This window comes from Brevundimonas pondensis, assembly GCF_017487345.1.
In the GTDB taxonomy this organism is placed as follows: domain Bacteria; phylum Pseudomonadota; class Alphaproteobacteria; order Caulobacterales; family Caulobacteraceae; genus Brevundimonas; species Brevundimonas pondensis.
Genome location: NZ_CP062006.1, coordinates 50,513 through 67,411, shown reverse-complemented (window position 1 = coordinate 67,411; position 16,899 = coordinate 50,513). Strand labels below are relative to the sequence as shown.

19 protein-coding genes are annotated in these 16,899 nt (G+C 67.9%); 5 read left to right on the top strand and 14 right to left on the bottom strand.

The window, feature by feature from the left end; genetic code table 11:
• Nucleotides 1–28 precede the first annotated feature (28 nt).
• Nucleotides 29–568 carry a cell cycle sigma 70 cofactor GcrA gene (gcrA, locus tag IFE19_RS00325; protein ID WP_207824666.1) on the top strand — a complete coding sequence of 180 codons (540 nt, stop codon included), beginning with the start codon at nt 29–31 and terminating at the stop codon, nt 566–568.
• A gap of 183 nt (nt 569–751) precedes the next feature.
• Here the strand turns inward: gcrA and apaG are convergent, their stop codons facing one another.
• Entirely contained in the window at nt 752–1,159 is a 408-nt protein-coding gene (gene apaG, locus IFE19_RS00320) for a Co2+/Mg2+ efflux protein ApaG (RefSeq protein ID WP_114816784.1), read from the bottom strand.
• 104 nt (nt 1,160–1,263) lie between these two features.
• On the opposite strand from apaG, the gene IFE19_RS00315 reads away from it, so the two are divergent.
• Entirely contained in the window at nt 1,264–2,298 is a 1,035-nt protein-coding gene (locus IFE19_RS00315) for a 2'-deoxycytidine 5'-triphosphate deaminase (protein ID WP_207824663.1), read from the top strand.
• A gap of 180 nt (nt 2,299–2,478) precedes the next feature.
• Here IFE19_RS00315 and IFE19_RS00310 read toward each other — a convergent pair whose 3' ends face one another.
• Both IFE19_RS00310 and IFE19_RS00305 read right to left on the bottom strand, forming a co-directional pair.
• Entirely contained in the window at nt 2,479–3,732 is a 1,254-nt protein-coding gene (locus tag IFE19_RS00310; protein ID WP_207827300.1) for an MFS transporter, read from the bottom strand.
• A gap of 47 nt (nt 3,733–3,779) precedes the next feature.
• Nucleotides 3,780–4,256 carry a cupin domain-containing protein gene (locus tag IFE19_RS00305; RefSeq protein WP_207824661.1) on the bottom strand — a complete coding sequence of 159 codons (477 nt, stop codon included), beginning with the start codon at nt 4,254–4,256 and terminating at the stop codon, nt 3,780–3,782.
• A gap of 49 nt (nt 4,257–4,305) precedes the next feature.
• On the opposite strand from IFE19_RS00305, the gene dapE reads away from it, so the two are divergent.
• Nucleotides 4,306–5,514 carry a succinyl-diaminopimelate desuccinylase gene (dapE, locus tag IFE19_RS00300; RefSeq protein ID WP_207824659.1) on the top strand — a complete coding sequence of 403 codons (1,209 nt, stop codon included), beginning with the start codon at nt 4,306–4,308 and terminating at the stop codon, nt 5,512–5,514.
• Here the strand turns inward: dapE and IFE19_RS00295 are convergent.
• The 4 genes from IFE19_RS00295 to IFE19_RS00280 form a co-directional block, all read right to left on the bottom strand.
• Nucleotides 5,511–5,720 (bottom strand): hypothetical protein, encoded by a 210-nt coding sequence (locus IFE19_RS00295; protein ID WP_207824657.1) that lies wholly within the window; start codon nt 5,718–5,720, stop codon nt 5,511–5,513. The two genes, dapE and IFE19_RS00295, sit on opposite strands and share 4 nt — an antisense overlap.
• Nucleotides 5,720–6,061 (bottom strand): RidA family protein, encoded by a 342-nt coding sequence (locus IFE19_RS00290; protein WP_207824655.1) that lies wholly within the window; start codon nt 6,059–6,061, stop codon nt 5,720–5,722. The genes IFE19_RS00295 and IFE19_RS00290 overlap by 1 nt, the downstream gene beginning before the upstream one ends.
• Before the next feature lie 30 nt (nt 6,062–6,091).
• Nucleotides 6,092–6,235, bottom strand: a complete 144-nt coding sequence (locus IFE19_RS00285; protein ID WP_207824653.1) for a hypothetical protein — start codon at nt 6,233–6,235, stop codon at nt 6,092–6,094.
• A 66-nt stretch (nt 6,236–6,301) separates the two neighbouring features.
• Nucleotides 6,302–7,621: an amidohydrolase gene (locus IFE19_RS00280; protein WP_207824652.1), complete on the bottom strand. Its 1,320-nt coding sequence runs from the start codon at nt 7,619–7,621 to the stop codon at nt 6,302–6,304.
• An 82-nt stretch (nt 7,622–7,703) separates the two neighbouring features.
• Between IFE19_RS00280 and IFE19_RS00275 the strand changes: the two genes are divergently transcribed.
• Together IFE19_RS00275 and IFE19_RS00270 are read left to right on the top strand one after the other, a co-directional pair.
• Entirely contained in the window at nt 7,704–8,078 is a 375-nt protein-coding gene (locus tag IFE19_RS00275) for a hypothetical protein (RefSeq protein ID WP_207824650.1), read from the top strand.
• Nucleotides 8,079–8,106: 28 nt separating this feature from the next.
• Nucleotides 8,107–8,538, top strand: coding sequence for an SRPBCC domain-containing protein (locus IFE19_RS00270; RefSeq protein WP_207824648.1), 432 nt, complete (start codon nt 8,107–8,109; stop codon nt 8,536–8,538).
• Here IFE19_RS00270 and IFE19_RS00265 read toward each other — a convergent pair whose 3' ends face one another.
• The 7 genes from IFE19_RS00265 to cpaB are packed head-to-tail and all read right to left on the bottom strand — an operon-like array spanning nt 8,539 to nt 16,862.
• Nucleotides 8,539–9,534, bottom strand: a complete 996-nt coding sequence (locus tag IFE19_RS00265; RefSeq protein ID WP_207824646.1) for a type II secretion system F family protein — start codon at nt 9,532–9,534, stop codon at nt 8,539–8,541.
• A gap of 13 nt (nt 9,535–9,547) precedes the next feature.
• Nucleotides 9,548–10,522 (bottom strand): type II secretion system F family protein, encoded by a 975-nt coding sequence (locus IFE19_RS00260; protein WP_207824643.1) that lies wholly within the window; start codon nt 10,520–10,522, stop codon nt 9,548–9,550.
• Nucleotides 10,523–10,528: 6 nt separating this feature from the next.
• The gene (locus tag IFE19_RS00255) at nt 10,529–12,094 is read right to left on the bottom strand and encodes a CpaF family protein (protein ID WP_225910332.1); all 1,566 of its coding nucleotides are present in this window, start codon (nt 12,092–12,094) and stop codon (nt 10,529–10,531) included.
• 3 nt (nt 12,095–12,097) lie between these two features.
• Nucleotides 12,098–13,639 (bottom strand): AAA family ATPase, encoded by a 1,542-nt coding sequence (locus tag IFE19_RS00250; protein ID WP_207824639.1) that lies wholly within the window; start codon nt 13,637–13,639, stop codon nt 12,098–12,100.
• A 6-nt stretch (nt 13,640–13,645) separates the two neighbouring features.
• Complete coding sequence (locus tag IFE19_RS00245) at nt 13,646–14,338, bottom strand: CpaD family pilus assembly protein (protein ID WP_225910331.1); 693 nt, start codon at nt 14,336–14,338, stop codon at nt 13,646–13,648.
• 5 nt (nt 14,339–14,343) lie between these two features.
• Entirely contained in the window at nt 14,344–15,882 is a 1,539-nt protein-coding gene (locus tag IFE19_RS00240) for a type II and III secretion system protein family protein (RefSeq protein ID WP_404822142.1), read from the bottom strand.
• 11 nt (nt 15,883–15,893) lie between these two features.
• Nucleotides 15,894–16,862, bottom strand: a complete 969-nt coding sequence (gene cpaB, locus IFE19_RS00235; protein ID WP_207824635.1) for a Flp pilus assembly protein CpaB — start codon at nt 16,860–16,862, stop codon at nt 15,894–15,896.
• Nucleotides 16,863–16,899: the final 37 nt, after the last annotated feature.

Here is a 16,899-nt window from a genome sequence, read left to right as displayed (position 1 = left end):
ATTGAATCCGATCCCCGGGAGGGTGGCCATGACCACAGCCAGCTGGACTGAAGACCGCGTCGGCGCGCTGAAGAAGCTCTGGCTGGAAGGCCAGTCGGCAAGCCAGATCGCAAAGACCCTGGGCGGCGGCGTGACCCGCAACGCCGTGATCGGCAAGGTTCACCGCCTGGGCCTGTCGGGCCGCGCCGCGCCGTCGCAACCGGCCCGCACCACCTTCCGCGCCGCCACCCGTCCGCGCCCCGCTGCTCCGGCCACTCCGGTCCAGGCCCCGTCGGCCCCGCGCCGCATCGAGGCCGCCGCCCCGCGTCCGGTCATGACGGCCCAGCCCGTCGCCCCGGCTCCCGCCCCCGAACTGCCGGGCACGGCCACGGTGATGACCCTGGGCGCCCATATGTGCAAGTGGCCGATCGGCGACCCGTCGTCGCGCGAGTTCAGCTTCTGCGGCCGTCGGGCCTCGGAAGGCGTCTATTGCGGCGAACACGCCCGCGTCGCCTACCAGCCCCAGGTCCGCAAGGGCGCCAAGGACGGCGCCAGCGAACTGGCCCGCAGCCTGCGTCGCTATATCTAAGAGCGCTAGCGCTCGCCGCGCGGCGGCTCGCTGCTTGAGCACGTCGCGCGTCCGACCTTCTCCCGTCCGGTTCGCTGGACGGGAACAAGGCTGGGGCTGCGGTTCATCCGGGTTGACGCAGCCCTATCGCCCTCGCCGCAAGGCGGGGGTTTTTTTATGGGCCCGCTTCATGCTGCTTGAGGGCTAGTTCAGCGTCCGCCGCGTATCCGGCACGTCCAGGCTGAAGGCCGGGATCGCCGCCTCGAACATTCGCCCGTCCACGTCGGTCATGTAGTAGGCGCCGACCATCGAGCCCGAAGGCGCGCCCAGCGGACAGCCCGAGGCGTAGGAATAGCTGTCGCCGGCCTCGATCACCGGCTGCTCGCCGACCACGCCCTGACCGCGCACTTCCTCGACGTGGCCATAGGCGTCGGTGATGGTCCAGCGCCGCGCCACCAGCTGCACCGGCGATCCGGTCAGGTTGACGATCTCGATCTGATAGGCCCAGACCCAGCGTCCCGCTGCGGGGTCCGACTGGGCCGCCAGATAGGAGGGGCGGACGCGGACGACGACGCCTTCGGTTTCGGCGGTATAGGCAGGAGGCGCGTGCATAGGCTATATGCAGTCCGCCGACCCCGGGGTTCAACCCATCTGTCGCATCGGATGTCGCATTCCGAAGCGAGACAGATGGAAAAAACCGTGTGAGACAGGACGGCATGAGCATCTTCCAGATTCCCGCCCAGCCCGGCATTCTGCCCTTCCAGGGCATCGAGACCCTGATCGCGACCGGCGCGATCAAATCCGACACCCCCTTCGATCACGATCAGGTGCAGCCCGCGAGCCTGGACCTGCGCCTGTCGAACCAGGCCTGGCGCGTGCGCGCCTCCTTCCTGCCCGGCCAGCGCAAGGTCGAGGACCGCATCAACGACGTGGAGATGCACGCCATCGACCTGTCGGGCGGCGTGGTGCTGGAAAAGGGCTGCGTCTATATCGCCCGGCTGCAGGAGCGGCTGAGCCTGCCGCGCGGCCTGAACGCCCGCGCCAATCCGAAAAGCTCGACCGGCCGGGTGGACGTCTTCGTCCGCCTGCTGACCGACAAGGGCGGCAGCTTCGACGACGTGGACGAGGGCTATGACGGCCCCCTCTATCTGGAGATCGCGCCCCAGACCTTCTCCATCCTGGTCAAGCCCGGCACCCGCCTGAACCAGCTGCGCCTCAAGGCCGGCGATCCGCCCAAGCTGGAGACCCGCAGCGTCGGCGTCGACCTGCGCGCGGGCGAGCACGGCGTCGTCGGCTTCCGCGGCCGTCGCCACGCCGGGGTCGTCAACATGGACCACATCGACGGCCACGACCCGCGCGACTTCTGGGAGCCGCTGACCCTGCGTCGCGGCGAGCTGCTGCTGGATCCGGGCGAGTTCTACATCCTGGCCTCGTCGGACGACGTGGAGATCCCGGTCGATCAGGCCGCCGAAATGACCCCGATCGACCCCTCGGTCGGCGAGTTCCGCGTCCACTACGCCGGCTTCTTCGACCCCGGCTTCGGCACGGACGAGGCCCACGGCGCCGGCTCGAAAGGCGTGCTGGAGGTTCGCACCCACGACACCCCCTTCCTGCTGGAACACGGCCAGATCGTCGCCCGCCTGGTCTATGAGCCGCTGACGGAACGCCCGACCCGCCTCTATGGCGAAGGCGGCAGCCACTACCAGAGCCAGGGCCTGAAGCTGTCGAAACACTTCCGCCCCTGGGGGTGATTGGCCCTTCTCCCCTTGAGGGAGAAGGTGGGCGCCGTAGGCGCTCGGATGAGGGGTGTGAGCGCCGCGTTCAGATGATCGCGGCGCTCTCTTTTTGCCCGACTAACGAGAAGCGACCGCGCCGACACCCCTCATCCGTCATGCTTCGCATACCCCCTTCTCCCTCAAGGGGAGAAGGATTTAGGTCAGCCGGTTCGCCTTCCTCAGACTGGGGAAGACCCTGGCCCAGATGCCCGTCGCGGCCAGCGCCCCGACCCCGCCGAACACCGCCGCCCCGACGGGGCCGAGCAGGCGCACCATGACCCCGGAATAGGCCTCGCCCAGTTCGTTGGAGGCGCCGATGAACAGCATGGAGACCGACGACACCCGCCCGCGCATGTGATCGGGCGTGGCCAGCTGGATCAGGGTCTGGCGGATATTGACGCTGATCATGTCCGCCCCGCCGCCGACGAAGAGGGCCAGGGCGCTCAGCCAGACCCAGTGCGACAGGCCGAACGTCAGGGTGGATAGGCCGAACACCGCCACCGCCGCGAACATCCAGCGCCCGCCATGCTTCACGATGGGGAAGCGGCTCAGATAGAGGGCCACCAGCAGCGCCCCGACCCCGAACGAGGCGCGCAGCAGCCCGAAACCCTGCGGCCCCACATGCAGGATGTCGCGCGCGAAGATCGGCGTCAGCAGGGCCACGCCCGCCAACAGCACCACCACCAGATCCAGCGAGATGGCGCCCAGAACGATCTTGGTCTTCCAGACATAGGACAGGCCTTCCCTAACCAGTTCCAGCGGCCCGACGCCCGTCTCGACGAACTGCGGCTTGCCCCTGGTGCGGATCAGCAGGAAGCAGCCGATGGCGACGAAGAAGAGGGCCATGGCCGAGGCATAGGCCCAGGGCACGGCGAAACCGACGATGACACCGCCCAGCGCCGGACCCGCGATGGCCCCAGTCTGGAAGGCGATGGACTGGGCCGCGATGGCCGGCGGCAGGGCCTTGCGCCCCACCACCATCGGCAGGAAGGCTTGGCTGGCCGGAGCGAGGAAGGCGCGCGCCGCGCCGAAGACGGCGGCCACCGCCAGCAGCCCCCACAGCGGCGGCGAACCGTGCAGGGCCATGGCGAGGAAGGCCAGGGCGCACAGGCTCTCGACCACGATGGACAGGGTCACGGTGTGCTTGCGGTCGCGCCGGTCGGCCATGGCCCCGGCGGGCAGGGTGAAGGCCAGCAGCGGCAGGAACTGACACAGGCCCACCAGCCCCAGATAGAGGCTGGCCTCGGCGATCGGGTGATCGCGTCGGGCGATCTCATAGACCTGCCACAACAGGGCCGACGACTGGATCTGGATGCCCAGAACCGCCGCCACGCGCCCGACCCACAACAGGCGAAAATCGCGGATGGCCCACGGGCTGGACGGCCCGCCGTCGTGAGACTCGGGCGGCAAGGGCGGCTGGGGCGGGACCGTCGGGGCGGTATCGATACTGTCTGTGGTCACGTTCTTCGGGGCGTCTTCGGATAGGGGGTCCCATCGCGGTGGAAGTAGCGATCGGCGCCCTTGGGGAGGATCATGTCGATGTCGGGATAGTCGCAGGCGTCCTCGGTTGGACGGCGCGAACCGACCTCCAGCAGCACCGCCTCACGGTCGCTGCGGTTTTCGATCTTGTGGCCGTTGGCGACGCCCGCCTTGAAGCCCGCACAATCGCCGGGGCGTAAGGTCGTCTCGCCGTCTTCCTCGATCAGAACCACCTCGCCCTCGACCACCCAGACGAACTCGTCTTCGGCGCTGTGCCAGTGGCGCTGGCTGGACCAGGCCCCGGCGGGCAGGCGCAACAGATTGACCCCGAACTGATCCAGACCGACCGCATCGCCCAGCCGCCAGCGCCGTCGCGGCTTGCAGGGCGCGGCGAATTCCTCGGGGTAGCCGGTTCCATGACCGGTCGGCGCATTGTCGATGTCGATCTTCGGCACGGTTTCGGGCCTTCTCGCGGATGCGGGATATGCCTAAAGCATAGAGCCCATGAGCGCCGCATCACATTCCGTCATTGATCCTGTCGAACTGACCCGCGACCTGATCCGCATCCCCTCCGTCACCCCCGCCGACGAAGGGGCGATGGACGTGCTGGAACGCACCCTGACCGGGCTCGGCTTCACCTGCCGCCGCATGGTGTTCGAGGGCCCGACCAAGGTCGGCCACGACGCCCGCATCGAGAACCTCTACGCGCGGCGCGGCACGGCCTCGCCCAACCTCTGCTTTGCGGGGCACACCGACGTGGTGCCGACCGGCGACCTGGCCGCCTGGACCGCCGCCCCGTTCGAGGGCGAGACCCGCGACGGCATCCTGTACGGACGCGGCGCCGTGGACATGAAGGGCGGCATCGCCGCCTGGGTCGCCGCCGTCTCGCGCGTGCTGGCCGCCCATTCTGAAAATGGAACCGACGTGCCCGGCTCCCTCTCCTTCCTGATCACCGGCGACGAGGAAGGCCCGGCCCTGCACGGCACCAAGCGGGTGGTCGAGGCCCTGGCGGCCGAGGGCGAGGTCATCGACGCCTGCGTGGTCGGCGAGCCTTCCTCGGCGAACCATCTGGGCGACATGATCAAGGTCGGACGGCGCGGCTCGCTCAACACCTGGATCACCGTCCACGGCAAGCAGGGCCACGTCGCCTATCCCGACCGCGCGGCCAATCCGGCGCCGGTCGTGGCGAAACTTCTCGCCCGCCTCGACGCCCATATTCTGGACGAAGGCTATCCCGAGTTCCCGCCCTCGAACCTCGAGATCACCACCATCGACGTGGGCAATCCGGCGACCAACATCATCCCGGCCGAGGCGAAGGCGCGGCTCAACATCCGCTTCAACCCGACCCACACCGGCGACGGCCTGATCGACTGGCTGAACCGCGAGGCGGGCCTCGTGCAGGCCGAGACCGGGCTGCGGATCGAGTTGACCCACATGTGCTCGGGCGAGGCCTTCCTGACCGAGCCGGGCGCCTTCGTCACGGCGGTGCAGGACGCGGTGGAGGCGACGCTGGGCCGCCGCCCCGAAGCCTCGACCACCGGCGGCACCTCGGACGCCCGCTTCATCCGCTCCCTCTGCCCGGTGCTGGAGCTGGGTCTGGTCGGCCAGACCATGCACCAGATCGACGAGCGCGTGCCCGAGGCCGAGCTACGGGCCCTGACCGACGCCTATCAGGCCGTCATCACCACGGTGTTCGAGCGACTGCCGGCCTAGGCCTCGCCCGCCGCTTCCAGACGGGCGATGCGGCGGTCCATGTCGACCACCTGATCCTTCAGGCGCTGCTTTTCCGAAGCCATGTCGACGGGCGTGCCGTCCTCATAGGTCAACTGCGCGCCCTTCTCGATCAGGTCGAGACGGTAGAGGGCGGTGACGCGCGTCGCCTTGAACCGCTCCAGTTCGCTGTCCTTGTCGAGAGCCATCAGACCGCCGCCACGACGATGATCTCGACCAGATAGTCAGGCGTGGCCAACCGGGCTTCGCTGGTGGCGCGCGCGGGCGGATTGGCCGTGTCGACCCAGGCGTCCCAGACCGCGTTCATCGCCTCGAAGTCAGCGATGTCGGCCAGCCAGATGGTGGCCATCAGGATTTTCGACTTGTCGGTGCCGGCCTGGGCCAGCAGGGCGTCGATCTCGGCCAGGGTGGTCTTCGTCTGGGCGGTGACGTCGTCGCCCGGCTCGCCGACCTGACCGGCCAGATAGACGGTGTTCCCGTGAATGACGGCCTCGCTCATGCGGGCGCCGGGCTGGATGCGGGTAATCATGGGGAGGCCTCCTGAAGTCAGGCCCCCGGCTTACCCCAGCAGCATGTCCATCACCAGCAGGGCGGCGATGAAGACCGCGGCGAAGGAGATGCCGAAAAAGACCACATCCCTCAGGCGACCGCGCGCGGGGCGCACCGGGGCGTTGGGCGGCAGATTGATCGGCAGGCGTGACATCGGCGGACCCTCGTCAGACGGCTCGAGGATGCATCCCCATGCTTACCCCTTGATAAACAGAAACAATCAGTTTTCGCCGCGCTCCAAAAACCGCAGAGCGCTGAAGACATGCGCCTTCACGCCCAGCGGCAGAACCTTCTCGTTCACGTCGAACTGGGGCGAGTGATTGGGCGCCGCCGTCGCCGGATCGACGCCGTCGGGGCTGCCGCCCAGGTGATAGAAGACGCCGGGGACAACACGCTGGAAGTAGCTGAAATCCTCGGCCACCGTGGTCGGCGGCGTGGCCGGATTGACCTTGCCCGCACCCGCCGCCTCTTCCAGCACCGGCGCCAGCCAGGCCGACAGGCCCGGGTCATTGAACACCAGGGCCGCGTTTTGCCTGACCGCGAAATCGGCGGTGGCGCCATAGGCCTCGGCCACGTGGTCGACGGCGGCCTCGGCGCGCGCCACCAGGGCGTCTCTCTGGGCCACGTCGAAGGTGCGCAGGGTGCCGCTGAGGCGCGCCTCGTCAGGGATGATGTTGTAGCGCACGCCCGCATCCATCGTGGCGATGGTGAAGACGGTCGGCGTGGTCGTCGGATCGATGGTGCGCGCCGTCAGGGTGTTGACGGTCTGGACCACATTGGCGGCGGCGGCGATCACGTCGACCCCCTTCCACGGCCAGGCGCCGTGGGTCTGCTTGCCGTGCAGGACGATATCCACCCGGTCCGAGGCCGCCATGAAACCCTGCGGTCTATAGAAGATGGTTCCCGGAACGCCCGGCACGACGTGCAGCCCGAAGACAGCCTCGGGCGCCGGGTCCTTCAACGCCCCCTCCGCGATCATCAGGGCGGCGCCGCCCAGGGGCTCGCCCGGAGGCGCGCCCTCCTCGGCCGGCTGGAAGATGAAGACGACGGTTCCGCTGATCTGGTCCTTCATCCCGGCCAGCACCTCTGCGGCCCCCATCAGCATGGCGACGTGGGCGTCATGGCCGCAGGCGTGGGCCACCGGCACCGTCTCGCCCATATAGGTCCCGGTCGCGGTCGAGGCGAAGGCCAGGCCGGTCGCCTCCCTGACCGGCAGGGCGTCCATGTCGGCCCGCAGGGCTACCGTGCGACCGGGCCTTGCGCCCCGCAGGACGCCGACCACGCCGGTCTTGCCCACGCCCGTGCGCACCTCCAGCCCCAGGGCGCGCAGATGATCGGCGACCACGCCGGCCGTGCGCGTCTCGGCGAAGCCCAGCTCAGGGTGCTGGTGCAGGTCGCGACGCCAGGCCACGACCTCAGGCATGACCCGATCCACGGCAGCATCAATGCGGGCCGAAGGGACCTGGGCGGCGGCCGCGCTCGCCCCCGACAGGATCGCGGCGGCGACGGCCGCGACGGTCAGGCGATAGCGAATGGTCATGGCGAACTCCCCTTTGTGAAGTTCATGTTGCGCGCGCGAACGCCGCTTGTGCAAGTCGTCGCGAACGCCGATCTTCCAGCGCATGAGCAAGACGCCCAAACCCTTCAAGGTGTCCAAGACCCGCTGGAACGAGGTGGTTCTGGTCTGTCGCAAGTGCTCGAAGAAGCTGGACGGCGGCTTCGGTCCCGACGGCGACAAGACGCTGAAAAAGGCGCTGCGGCGCTATCTGCACGCCGGCAAGGGGCGCAAGGGCGATTTGGCCGTGGTCGGCGCCGACTGTTTCGACGTCTGCCCGAAGAATGCGGTGGTGGCGGTCAACACCCGCCGCCCAGAGGAGCTGCTGATCGTGCCGGCGGGCGCCGACCTGTTCGAGGTCAAGGCGCGGTTGGGCCTGGACGACGGCCGCCGCCTGAAGCCGAGCCTGACGTCCCACGATCCTGCCGAGACGACTTCCTAAAGTCGAAAAGCCGTGTCAGAGGCAGATCATGGACACGACCCGTATCGAGAAACGTGTCGGCGTGAACGCGCCGTCGGACCGTATCTGGGAGATTCTCAGCGACCTCGAGAATTGGCACGCCTGGAACCCCTATGAGACCAGCCTGACAGGAACCCTGGCGTTTGGATCAAGCATCAGCCTGACCGAGGCCCTGCCCGGCATGGCCGAGCGGCAGGTCCAGGCGCGCCTGGGCGACTGGCAGCCCTATTCGCAGCTGGTCTGGGTCGAAAAGCGCGGCTTCATGTTCAACGCCATCCGCTACTATGAGATCGAAGAACTGGATCGCGGCGCCTGCATCGTCGCCAATGGCGTCATCTTCTCCGGCCTGCGCGGCGAATTGTTCCACGACAAGCACCGCAAGGCGATCCGCAGCGCCTACGACGACATCGCCGAGGCGCTGAAGCGCGCCGCCGAGGGCTGATCAACCGCCGGCGCCCGCCTTCATCATGTCCTGGATATTGATGATGGCCGGTCCCAGGATGACGACGAACAGCACCGGCAGGAAGAAGACGATCATCGGCACGGTCAGCTTGGCCGGCAAGGCCGCCGCCTTCTTTTCCGCCGCCGACAGACGCAGGTCGCGGTTTTCCTTGGCCATGACCCGCAGGGCCCCACCCAACGGCGTGCCATAGGTTTCAGCCTGGGTCATGGCCGTGGCCACGGCCTTGATGCCAGGATGGTTGGTGCGCTTGGCCATGCCTTCATAGGCCATGCGCCGATCCGGCAGATAGCTGAGCTCGGCCGACAGCAGACTGAGTTCTTCGGCCAGTTCGATCGATTGGGCGCCGACTTCCTGGCTGACCTTCTGGATAGCGGATTCAATCGACATGCCGGATTCGACGCAGATCAGCAGCAGGTCAAGCGCGTCGGGAAAAGCCGCCACGATCGATTGCTTCCGCTGGGCGATGCGGTTGGTCAGATAGACGTTGGGGGCATAGAAGCCCGCCGCAAAGGCGCCGACCACGATCGCCAGCAGCACCGTCGGCGGCAAGCCGAAATCATCAACCACGAACAGGTAGAAAAGCGCCGCCGCCATGAAGGCGAACGGCATGGCGAAACGGAAGAAGTAGAAGGTGTTGATCGGCCGCGGTCCGCGCCAACCGGCCTGGGCCATGTTCTCGATGACCTTGGGGTCTTCCAGAAGCTTGCTCAGGTTGAGTCGCTCGACCACCCGCTTCTTGAAGCCCTCATCGCTGTGACGCAGAGTGACGCCGGGCGAGGCGCCGTTGTTCATGGCCTGACGCGAGCGTCGCTTCAGGTCCTCGCGCCGCTCGGCAACGGCCTGCATCCGCTTGCCCAGCCTCGCGCCGCCGGTGAAGGCGTTGAGCAGGGTCAGGACGCTGGCGAAAACCGCAATGCCGACGCCGATGCTGAGCAGGTTCTGCAGGTCGGTGATGAAGCGCATGAAGCCGTCCATGGTCTTCTCCGCCTCAATACTTGAACGAAATCATGCGCTTCATCGCGAAGACGCCGCAAGCCATCCAGATCGCCGACCCCAGCAGCATGACCTGGCCTCGCATGTCGGTGAACATGGTCATCATGTAGCCAGGGCTGGACAGCATCACCAGGATCATGACCACGGGCGGCAGGGCCGCGATGATGCCGGCCGAGGCGATGGCCTCGGACGACAGGGCCTTGATCTTCTCACCCATCAGTCGACGTGCGCGCAGCACCGCCGTCAGATTGCCCAGGGCCTCGGCCAGGTTGCCGCCGCTCTTCTGCTGGATGGCGATGACAATGGCGAAGAAGTTCAACTCCGGCGTCGGCATCCGCTCGTACATCTTGTCCAGGGCCTGGCTCAGGGTCAGGCCCACGCCCATGCCCTCGACCAGGCGCTGGAACTCCCCGCCCAGGGGCTGCGGACTTTCGCGGGCGATGATCTTGAAGCAGTCGTGGACCGGCAGACCGGTCTTGATGCCGCGCACCAGAATGTCCACGGCGTCCGGGAAGGCGAGCGAAAACTGCTTCATTCGCTTCTTGCCCATAAAACCGACGACCCAGCGCGGCGCGCCCAGTCCCATGGCCAGACCAAAGCCCAGGGCGACGAAGATGTTCACGCCCAGCAGGAACAGGACCAGGAAGCCGAAGACGCCGGCGCCGATGCTGATGAAGACAAAGGTCTGCAGACTGATCGACAGTCCGGCCTGTTTCAGCTTGGCGCTCATGGTCATGCGGGCCTTGCGTTCCCGCCTTTCCACATCCTGCAGCTGGCTCAGGATCTGCTTGCGGCGCGCTTCGGGCGTATTGGCGACCGCGGCGCGCTTGGCGGCCGTGGCCTCGCGCGCGGCGCCGATGGCCTTGGCGCGTTTGACGGCCTGACCGGAGGTGTCGTCGCCGCCGACCAGGACCCAGCCCAGTCCGCCGATGGTGATGAAGGCCAGGACCGCCGCTAGGATGGGAAGCATCGCGCCCTACTCCGCCGCGTCCAGGGCTTCGGCCAGTTCGCGTTCCAGCCCATAGTAGCGGGCGCGGTCCCAGAAGCGGGGCCGGGCGATGCCGGTCGAACGGTGACGGCCGGTGATCTTGCCGTGCGCGTCTTCGCCGGTGATCTCGTAGACGAACAGGTCCTGGGTGACGATGACGTCGCCTTCCAGGCCCACAACCTCGGTGATGTGGGTGATACGGCGCGAGCCGTCGCGCAGACGCGCGGCCTGGACGATGACGTCGACCGAACCGACGATCATCTCGCGGATGGTCTTGGACGGCAGACCGTATCCGCCCATGGTGATCATCGATTCCATCCGGCTGATGGCTTCGCGCGGGGAGTTGGCGTGCAGGGTGCCCATCGAGCCGTCGTGGCCGGTGTTCATCGCCTGCAACAGGTCGAAGGCCTCAGGCCCCCGCACCTCGCCGACGATGATGCGCTCGGGACGCATCCGCAGACAGTTCTTGACCAGATCTCGCATGGTGATCTGGCCCTGGCCTTCCAGGTTCGGCGGGCGGGTTTCCAGACGCACCACGTGCGGCTGCTGCAGCTGCAGTTCGGCGGCGTCCTCGCAGGTGATGACGCGCTCGGTCGGGTCGATGAAGGCCGTCAGGGTGTTCAGCAACGTGGTCTTACCCGAACCCGTGCCCCCTGAAATGACCAGATTGCATCGCGACGCGCCGATGACGCCGAGAACGCGCGCGCCCTCGGGACTGATGGAGGCGTACTCCACCAGATTCTTCATCGTCAGCTTGTCCTTCTTGAACTTCCGGATCGTCAGCGTCGGGCCATCAATCGCCAGGGGCGGAGCGATGACGTTGACGCGCGACCCATCGGGCAGACGGGCGTCGCAGATCGGGCTGGATTCATCGACGCGGCGGCCGACCTGCGACACGATCCGCTGACAGATGTTCATCAGCTGGGTGTTGTCGCGGAAACGGACATTGGTCAGCTGCACCTTGCCGCCGACCTCGATGAAGACCCGTCCGGCGCCGTTGACCATGATGTCGGCGATGTCGTCGCGGCTCAGCAGAGGCTCCAGCGGACCATAGCCCAGGACGTCGTTGACGATGTCCTGAACCAGGTGCTCCTGCTCGGCCACCGACATGGAGACATTCTTGATCGCCACCAGCTCGGCGACGATGTCGCGGATTTCCTCGGACGCCGCCTTCGTGTCCAGCTGCGCCAGCTGGGACAGATCGATGGTATTCATCAGCGCGTTGAAGATGGTCGTCTTCGTGGCGTGATAATAGTCAGACTGCTCGCGGACGATCTCGGCGACCGCCTGGGCCTTCTTCAGCTGTTCCAGACCCGGGGTGGCGCGCGGCCCCTTGGCGGGTCCGCCAGGCGTCGGCGCGGCCGCTTCGGGACGCGGACGCGCGGCCAGGGCGTCCAGTCGATCGGCGGCGTCCGAGGGCGCCGGCGCCTCCAGTTCTTCAACGGAAAAGGCGTCGACGGCGTCCAGCACGCGCGGCTCCGCGGTCGGCGCGGGAGCCGGTGCGGGGCGGGGCGCGACGGCGACCCCGGGCTGTCCTGAACGCTTGCCGAACATGACCTAGCGCTTCTTCTTCAACAGGCCGGCGAACAGGGAACCGCCCTTGGACGACGCCCCTTCGGCCTTGCCGCGCGGCGCGGCGAAGACCGGCAGTTCACGACGCGACACGATCTGGGCCAGGGTCTGGAAGGCCTCGGCGGCCTTGGACTTGGCGCCGGCCTCAACGATCATCTGACCGTTGTTGGCGGCCGAGCCGAACACCTTGGCGTCGAAGGGAATGATCAGGCTGGGATGAACGCCCAGCGCCGCGCCGAAGTCCTTGGCCGGAATTTCAGGACGGCCCGGCACGCCGACCTGGTTCAGCACCAGACGCGGCGGAGCGTCGTTCGGACGCGCCTGCTTGACCAGGTCGATCATATTCTTGGCGTTGCGCAGGGAAGCCAGATCGGGCGTCGCCACGATCACCACCTCATCCGCCGAGATCAGCGTCCTTCGCATCCAGCCCGACCACAGATGCGGCAGGTCCAGCACCACAAAAGGCGCGGTCGAGCGGATTCGGCTGGTCACCTCCTCAAAGGCGTCCGGCTGGATGTCCCAGTCGGCGTCCAGGGTGGCGGGGGCGGCGAACAGGCTCAGCTTGTCGGTGCAACGGACCATCATCCGGTCCAGCAAGGTCGCGTCCAGACGGTCTGGCTGGCTCAGGGCGTCGGCGACGCCGCCCAGCGGGTCCTGGTTGAAGTCCAGGCCGGCGGTGCCGAACGGCAGATCATAGTCGACGATGACCGTGTTGACCCCGATCCGTTCGCTCATGGCGTAGGCGGTGTTGTGGGCCACTGCCGAGGCCCCGGCCCCGCCGCGCGCGCCGACGAAGGCGATGGAGCGCCCCACGAAGGGCTGAGCCGGGTCGGCGAACAGGCCGCCGATGGCCGAGATCAGTTGCAGCGGCTGAACCGGCGCCACGAGGTATTCGCTCACTCCGCGCCGCATCAGCTCTCGGAACAGCAGAATGTCGTTGGTCGCGCCGATGACCACCACCTTGGTGCCCGCGTCGCAGACCTCAGCCAGTTGATCAATCTCCCACAGCAGCGTCTGCGGGTCCTTCAGGCATTCGACGATGATCAGCGGCGGCGTCGGCTCGCCCTGATAGGCCGCGACGGCGGCGCTCACCCCGCCGATGCGAATTTGCGTGGTGGCGCGAGCCATGCGCCGATCCTGTCCCGCGCGCTCGGCGGCGGCCAGCGTGTCCTGACGCTCGGCGAAGACATGGACGGCGATGCGCGGAATCGACACCTCGACCGTTGCCGCGGCGGCGACCGGCAGGCCGGCGACTTCGAGCGAGTGTGACAGGGGTTCAGCGACGGCGCCGGGCGCGACAGGGGCGGGCGTCGCAACGGCGGGAAGAATTGCGGTCACGGCGGCGCTTTCGGCGGCGTCGACCAGCCGCCCCACCGGATTGAAGGCCGCCTCCGCGTCCGGACCCGTCGGATAGGCGGGGACGGCGTCAGCCCCCGCCGTCTCGGCAGCCGCCAGGTTCAGGAACTCGTCGTCCATTTCGAACCCGTCCAGGTCGTCAGGTTCACGCGTGGCGAAGGATTGGGTCATGGTCAGTCAGTCCACCGCTCGTGAGATGCGTGTGCGGCCGACCAGATCCTCGCGCTCGGCCGCCGTAGGCTCGCCCTTGCGCCAGGCGTCGAAGACCACGGCGCGACGACCGGCGTCGCCGGACGTCATCTCGCGCGGCGCGATGATGTCGCGCGGGTTGGCGATCTGGGCGGCCAGATTGGCGTTGACCGCGCAGCCGAAGTTGGACGCCGACTGGTTGTCGCCGGTGCGTCCCAGATTGCCCCACTCGGTTCCACACTGCGGCACGACGGCCCGAACGGTCTCGAACCCCACCAGGACCGGCGCCCGAGGATCAGGGCCGGCGTAACTGGCCATGCGCACCCGCCCGTCAGGCGCGCCTGCCGCAACCAGGGCGGCCTTGACATCCCAGGCTGCGCGCGTCGCCGCCGGGTCGCCGCCGGACGGGGCCTCGATCACGAGGACCGGCGCGCCTTCAACGGCGAAGCGGCTGACCAGAGCCGCCAGCGCCGACTGCTGATTGGTCGACAAACCCGTCTCATGCACAGCCAGGGCGATGCGATCCAGGCCCGGTTCGACTTGAAGGGTGTAGCGCGAAGTCGGCGTCAGCGGCGGTTCGCCGCCGAGGCTGGCCGGACCGCCCATGCAGCCGGCCAGCGCGAGGCCCCCCAGCATCAGCGCCGAGGTCAGGAACAGGCGGGTCTTGGCGGAACGGATCATGGCGCTCACTCGATCACATAGCCGACCGGCCCCTGCCATCCGGCGCCGGGGCGAGCGGAAGGGGCTGGAGAGCCATAGGTCTGGTTCAGTTGGCCGAAGAAGATGGTCTGGGCGTCCTGGGCGATCCGCAGTCCGTCTGCCGGAGTCTGCATGCGCCCCGGCGAGGTCGGGCGGACGATGTAGGGTTCGACGATGACGACCAGCTCGGTCTCCCCCATCAGATAGTCGCGTGAGCGGAACAGCTGTCCCAGGACCGGCAGATTGGTCATGCCCGGCAGGGAATCGACCGTCTGTCGCGTCGATTCCTGCAACAGGCCGGCGATCATCATTGATCCGCCGGAAGGCAGCTCAATCGTGTTTTCGCTGCGCCGCACCGACAGACCAGGCAGGGAGATGGAGGACGGCGTTCCCGCGCCGATCGTCAGGCCGCCCTGGGGCGTCAACTCCGACACCTCGACCTTGACCTGCAACGAGATGCGGCCTTCCGACAGAACGACCGGCCGGAACGACAGACCCACGCCGTAGGGCTTGTACTCGACGGTGATCTGCCCTTCGCGGTCACGCCCCGTGGGCAGGGGGAACTCGCCGCCCGCCAGGAAGCTGGCCGCCTCGCCATTGACCGACGTCAGATTCGGCTCCGCCAGGGTGCGGACCAGACCCACCCGTTCAAACGCCTTGATGGTGGCGTTGCCCTTGTTCAGTCCATCGGAACCGGGTCCCGTGCCAGGCTGGGCCGTGTCCCAGTTGGACGCGTCCTCCGGACCATTGACGACGACCGGGCACATGGCGCCCTGGGGCCAGCCAGGGCCGATGCAGGGTTGCTGCATCTGATAATTCTTGGTGGTGTCCCGCGAGATTCCACCGGTGATGCCGCCCAGCAGGGAGCCGTTGACCCCCCAGGTCGCGGCGTTGCCCAGCAGCCATTGGGTGTCGCCGATCCGGCCGATGACCGCCTGGGTGTCGAAGCCCAGTTGCTTGATCGCGGAGCGCTGCACCTCGACCACGCGCACGCGCAGGGTGACCTGGTCCGAGCCCGCCACATTGATCATGTTCATGACCTTTTCGGGCGCCGAGACGAAGGCCCGCGCCACCTGTGCGGCGCGCTCGGCCTCGGCGGGGCTGGCGGCGGTTCCGGTCAGGATGATGCTGTCGTTGACAGCTTCGGCGTGAAGGTTCGAATCGGGAACCACTCGGGCCAGGGTGTCCTGCAGGGCGCTGACCCCGGCGTCCACCCGAACCCTCAGGGCCAGGATGGTGCGTCCCGTCGCGTCCAGAAAGACCGCATCCGTCTCACCTGCCGCCAGACCGATGATGGTGATGCGGCGCGGCGAATGCAGCATGGCCTCGGCCACCTGCGGATTGGACACGATCACGTCGCGCGCGTCCGCCGGCAAGTCCACGGCGAAAGAGGTTCCGCGCGGCAGATTGACCATCTGGGGCGCCGCGCCCGTCGAGAGGGCGGCCCGCGTCTGCGCCAGCGGCGTGGCGGCCGTTCCCCCCAGAGCCAGCAGCGACAGACAGGCCGCCGCAATCAGTCGATTCATGCCAGGTTTCCTCATGGAACGGCCACGGTCTCGGCTTCGCCCTCGCGATAGACGCGCACGACATTGCCTGCCGCCGCCGCGCCGTCCGGGCTGCGGCGGGTTGCGGCGGCCGTCCGGCCCGATGGGCCGGCTGTGTCGGCGTAGGAGCGCAACACCAGCGACAGCTCGCCCTCGGACTTGGCCAGGGCCAGGATTTCGGCGTCGCGGCCGCTGACTTCCAGAGTAGCGGTGGCGCCCACCACGGCCTGGGCGTCCTCGGCGGCGCGGGTGTTCTGGTCGATGGCCAGGACCTTGACGTTCTGCATCACCGTGGCCGAGACGAAGCGCGTGCTCTCGCCGCCCGCCACGGCGTTGGCCAGCTTGACCTCGCGCGTCAGCAGAACATCGGCTCGATCGCCAGGCAGGATAAAGCCGCCGGCGGCGGTCTCGACCGTGACCCGAATAGCCATGGCCCGCATGCCGGGCTCCAGATAGGCGGCCATGTAACCACTGTCGCCGGCGCGCACGATCTTGCGCGCCACGATGGGTTCTCCAGCCAGAATGGGTTCGCGCACCACAGCGCCGATATAATCGGCCTTGGCGCCGCCGCCGGCCATGTCGGTCGCGGCGCGGGTGACGCGCGCGGCGGCGTCTTCGGCCCGCTTGACCGCGGCAGCCTTGGAATCCGCCGGCTTGGCGTCAGCGGCCTGGGCGGCCGGCGCGGCGGCGCCCGGAATCGGCACGCTGCCGTCTGTGATGAAGACGGGATTGACCTCCGCGACCGGCCAGTCCTTCCAGGCCAGATCACCGTCGGTCAGGCGCTTGCCCGGCTCCAGGTCCTTGGCGGCGACCAGAACCTTGGCCATGGGCGGCGCTTCGACGGCGGCCACAGCGGTCGTGGCGGGGGCGCCGCCAGGCGAGCCCATGGCCCGAACCACGAGGGCCAGGCCGATGGCCGAAACGGCGGCGATGCAGATGACGGCGATCTTGGCGGGCTTCATCGACGATCTCCGGCAGGTGCGGCGATAGCGGATAGAG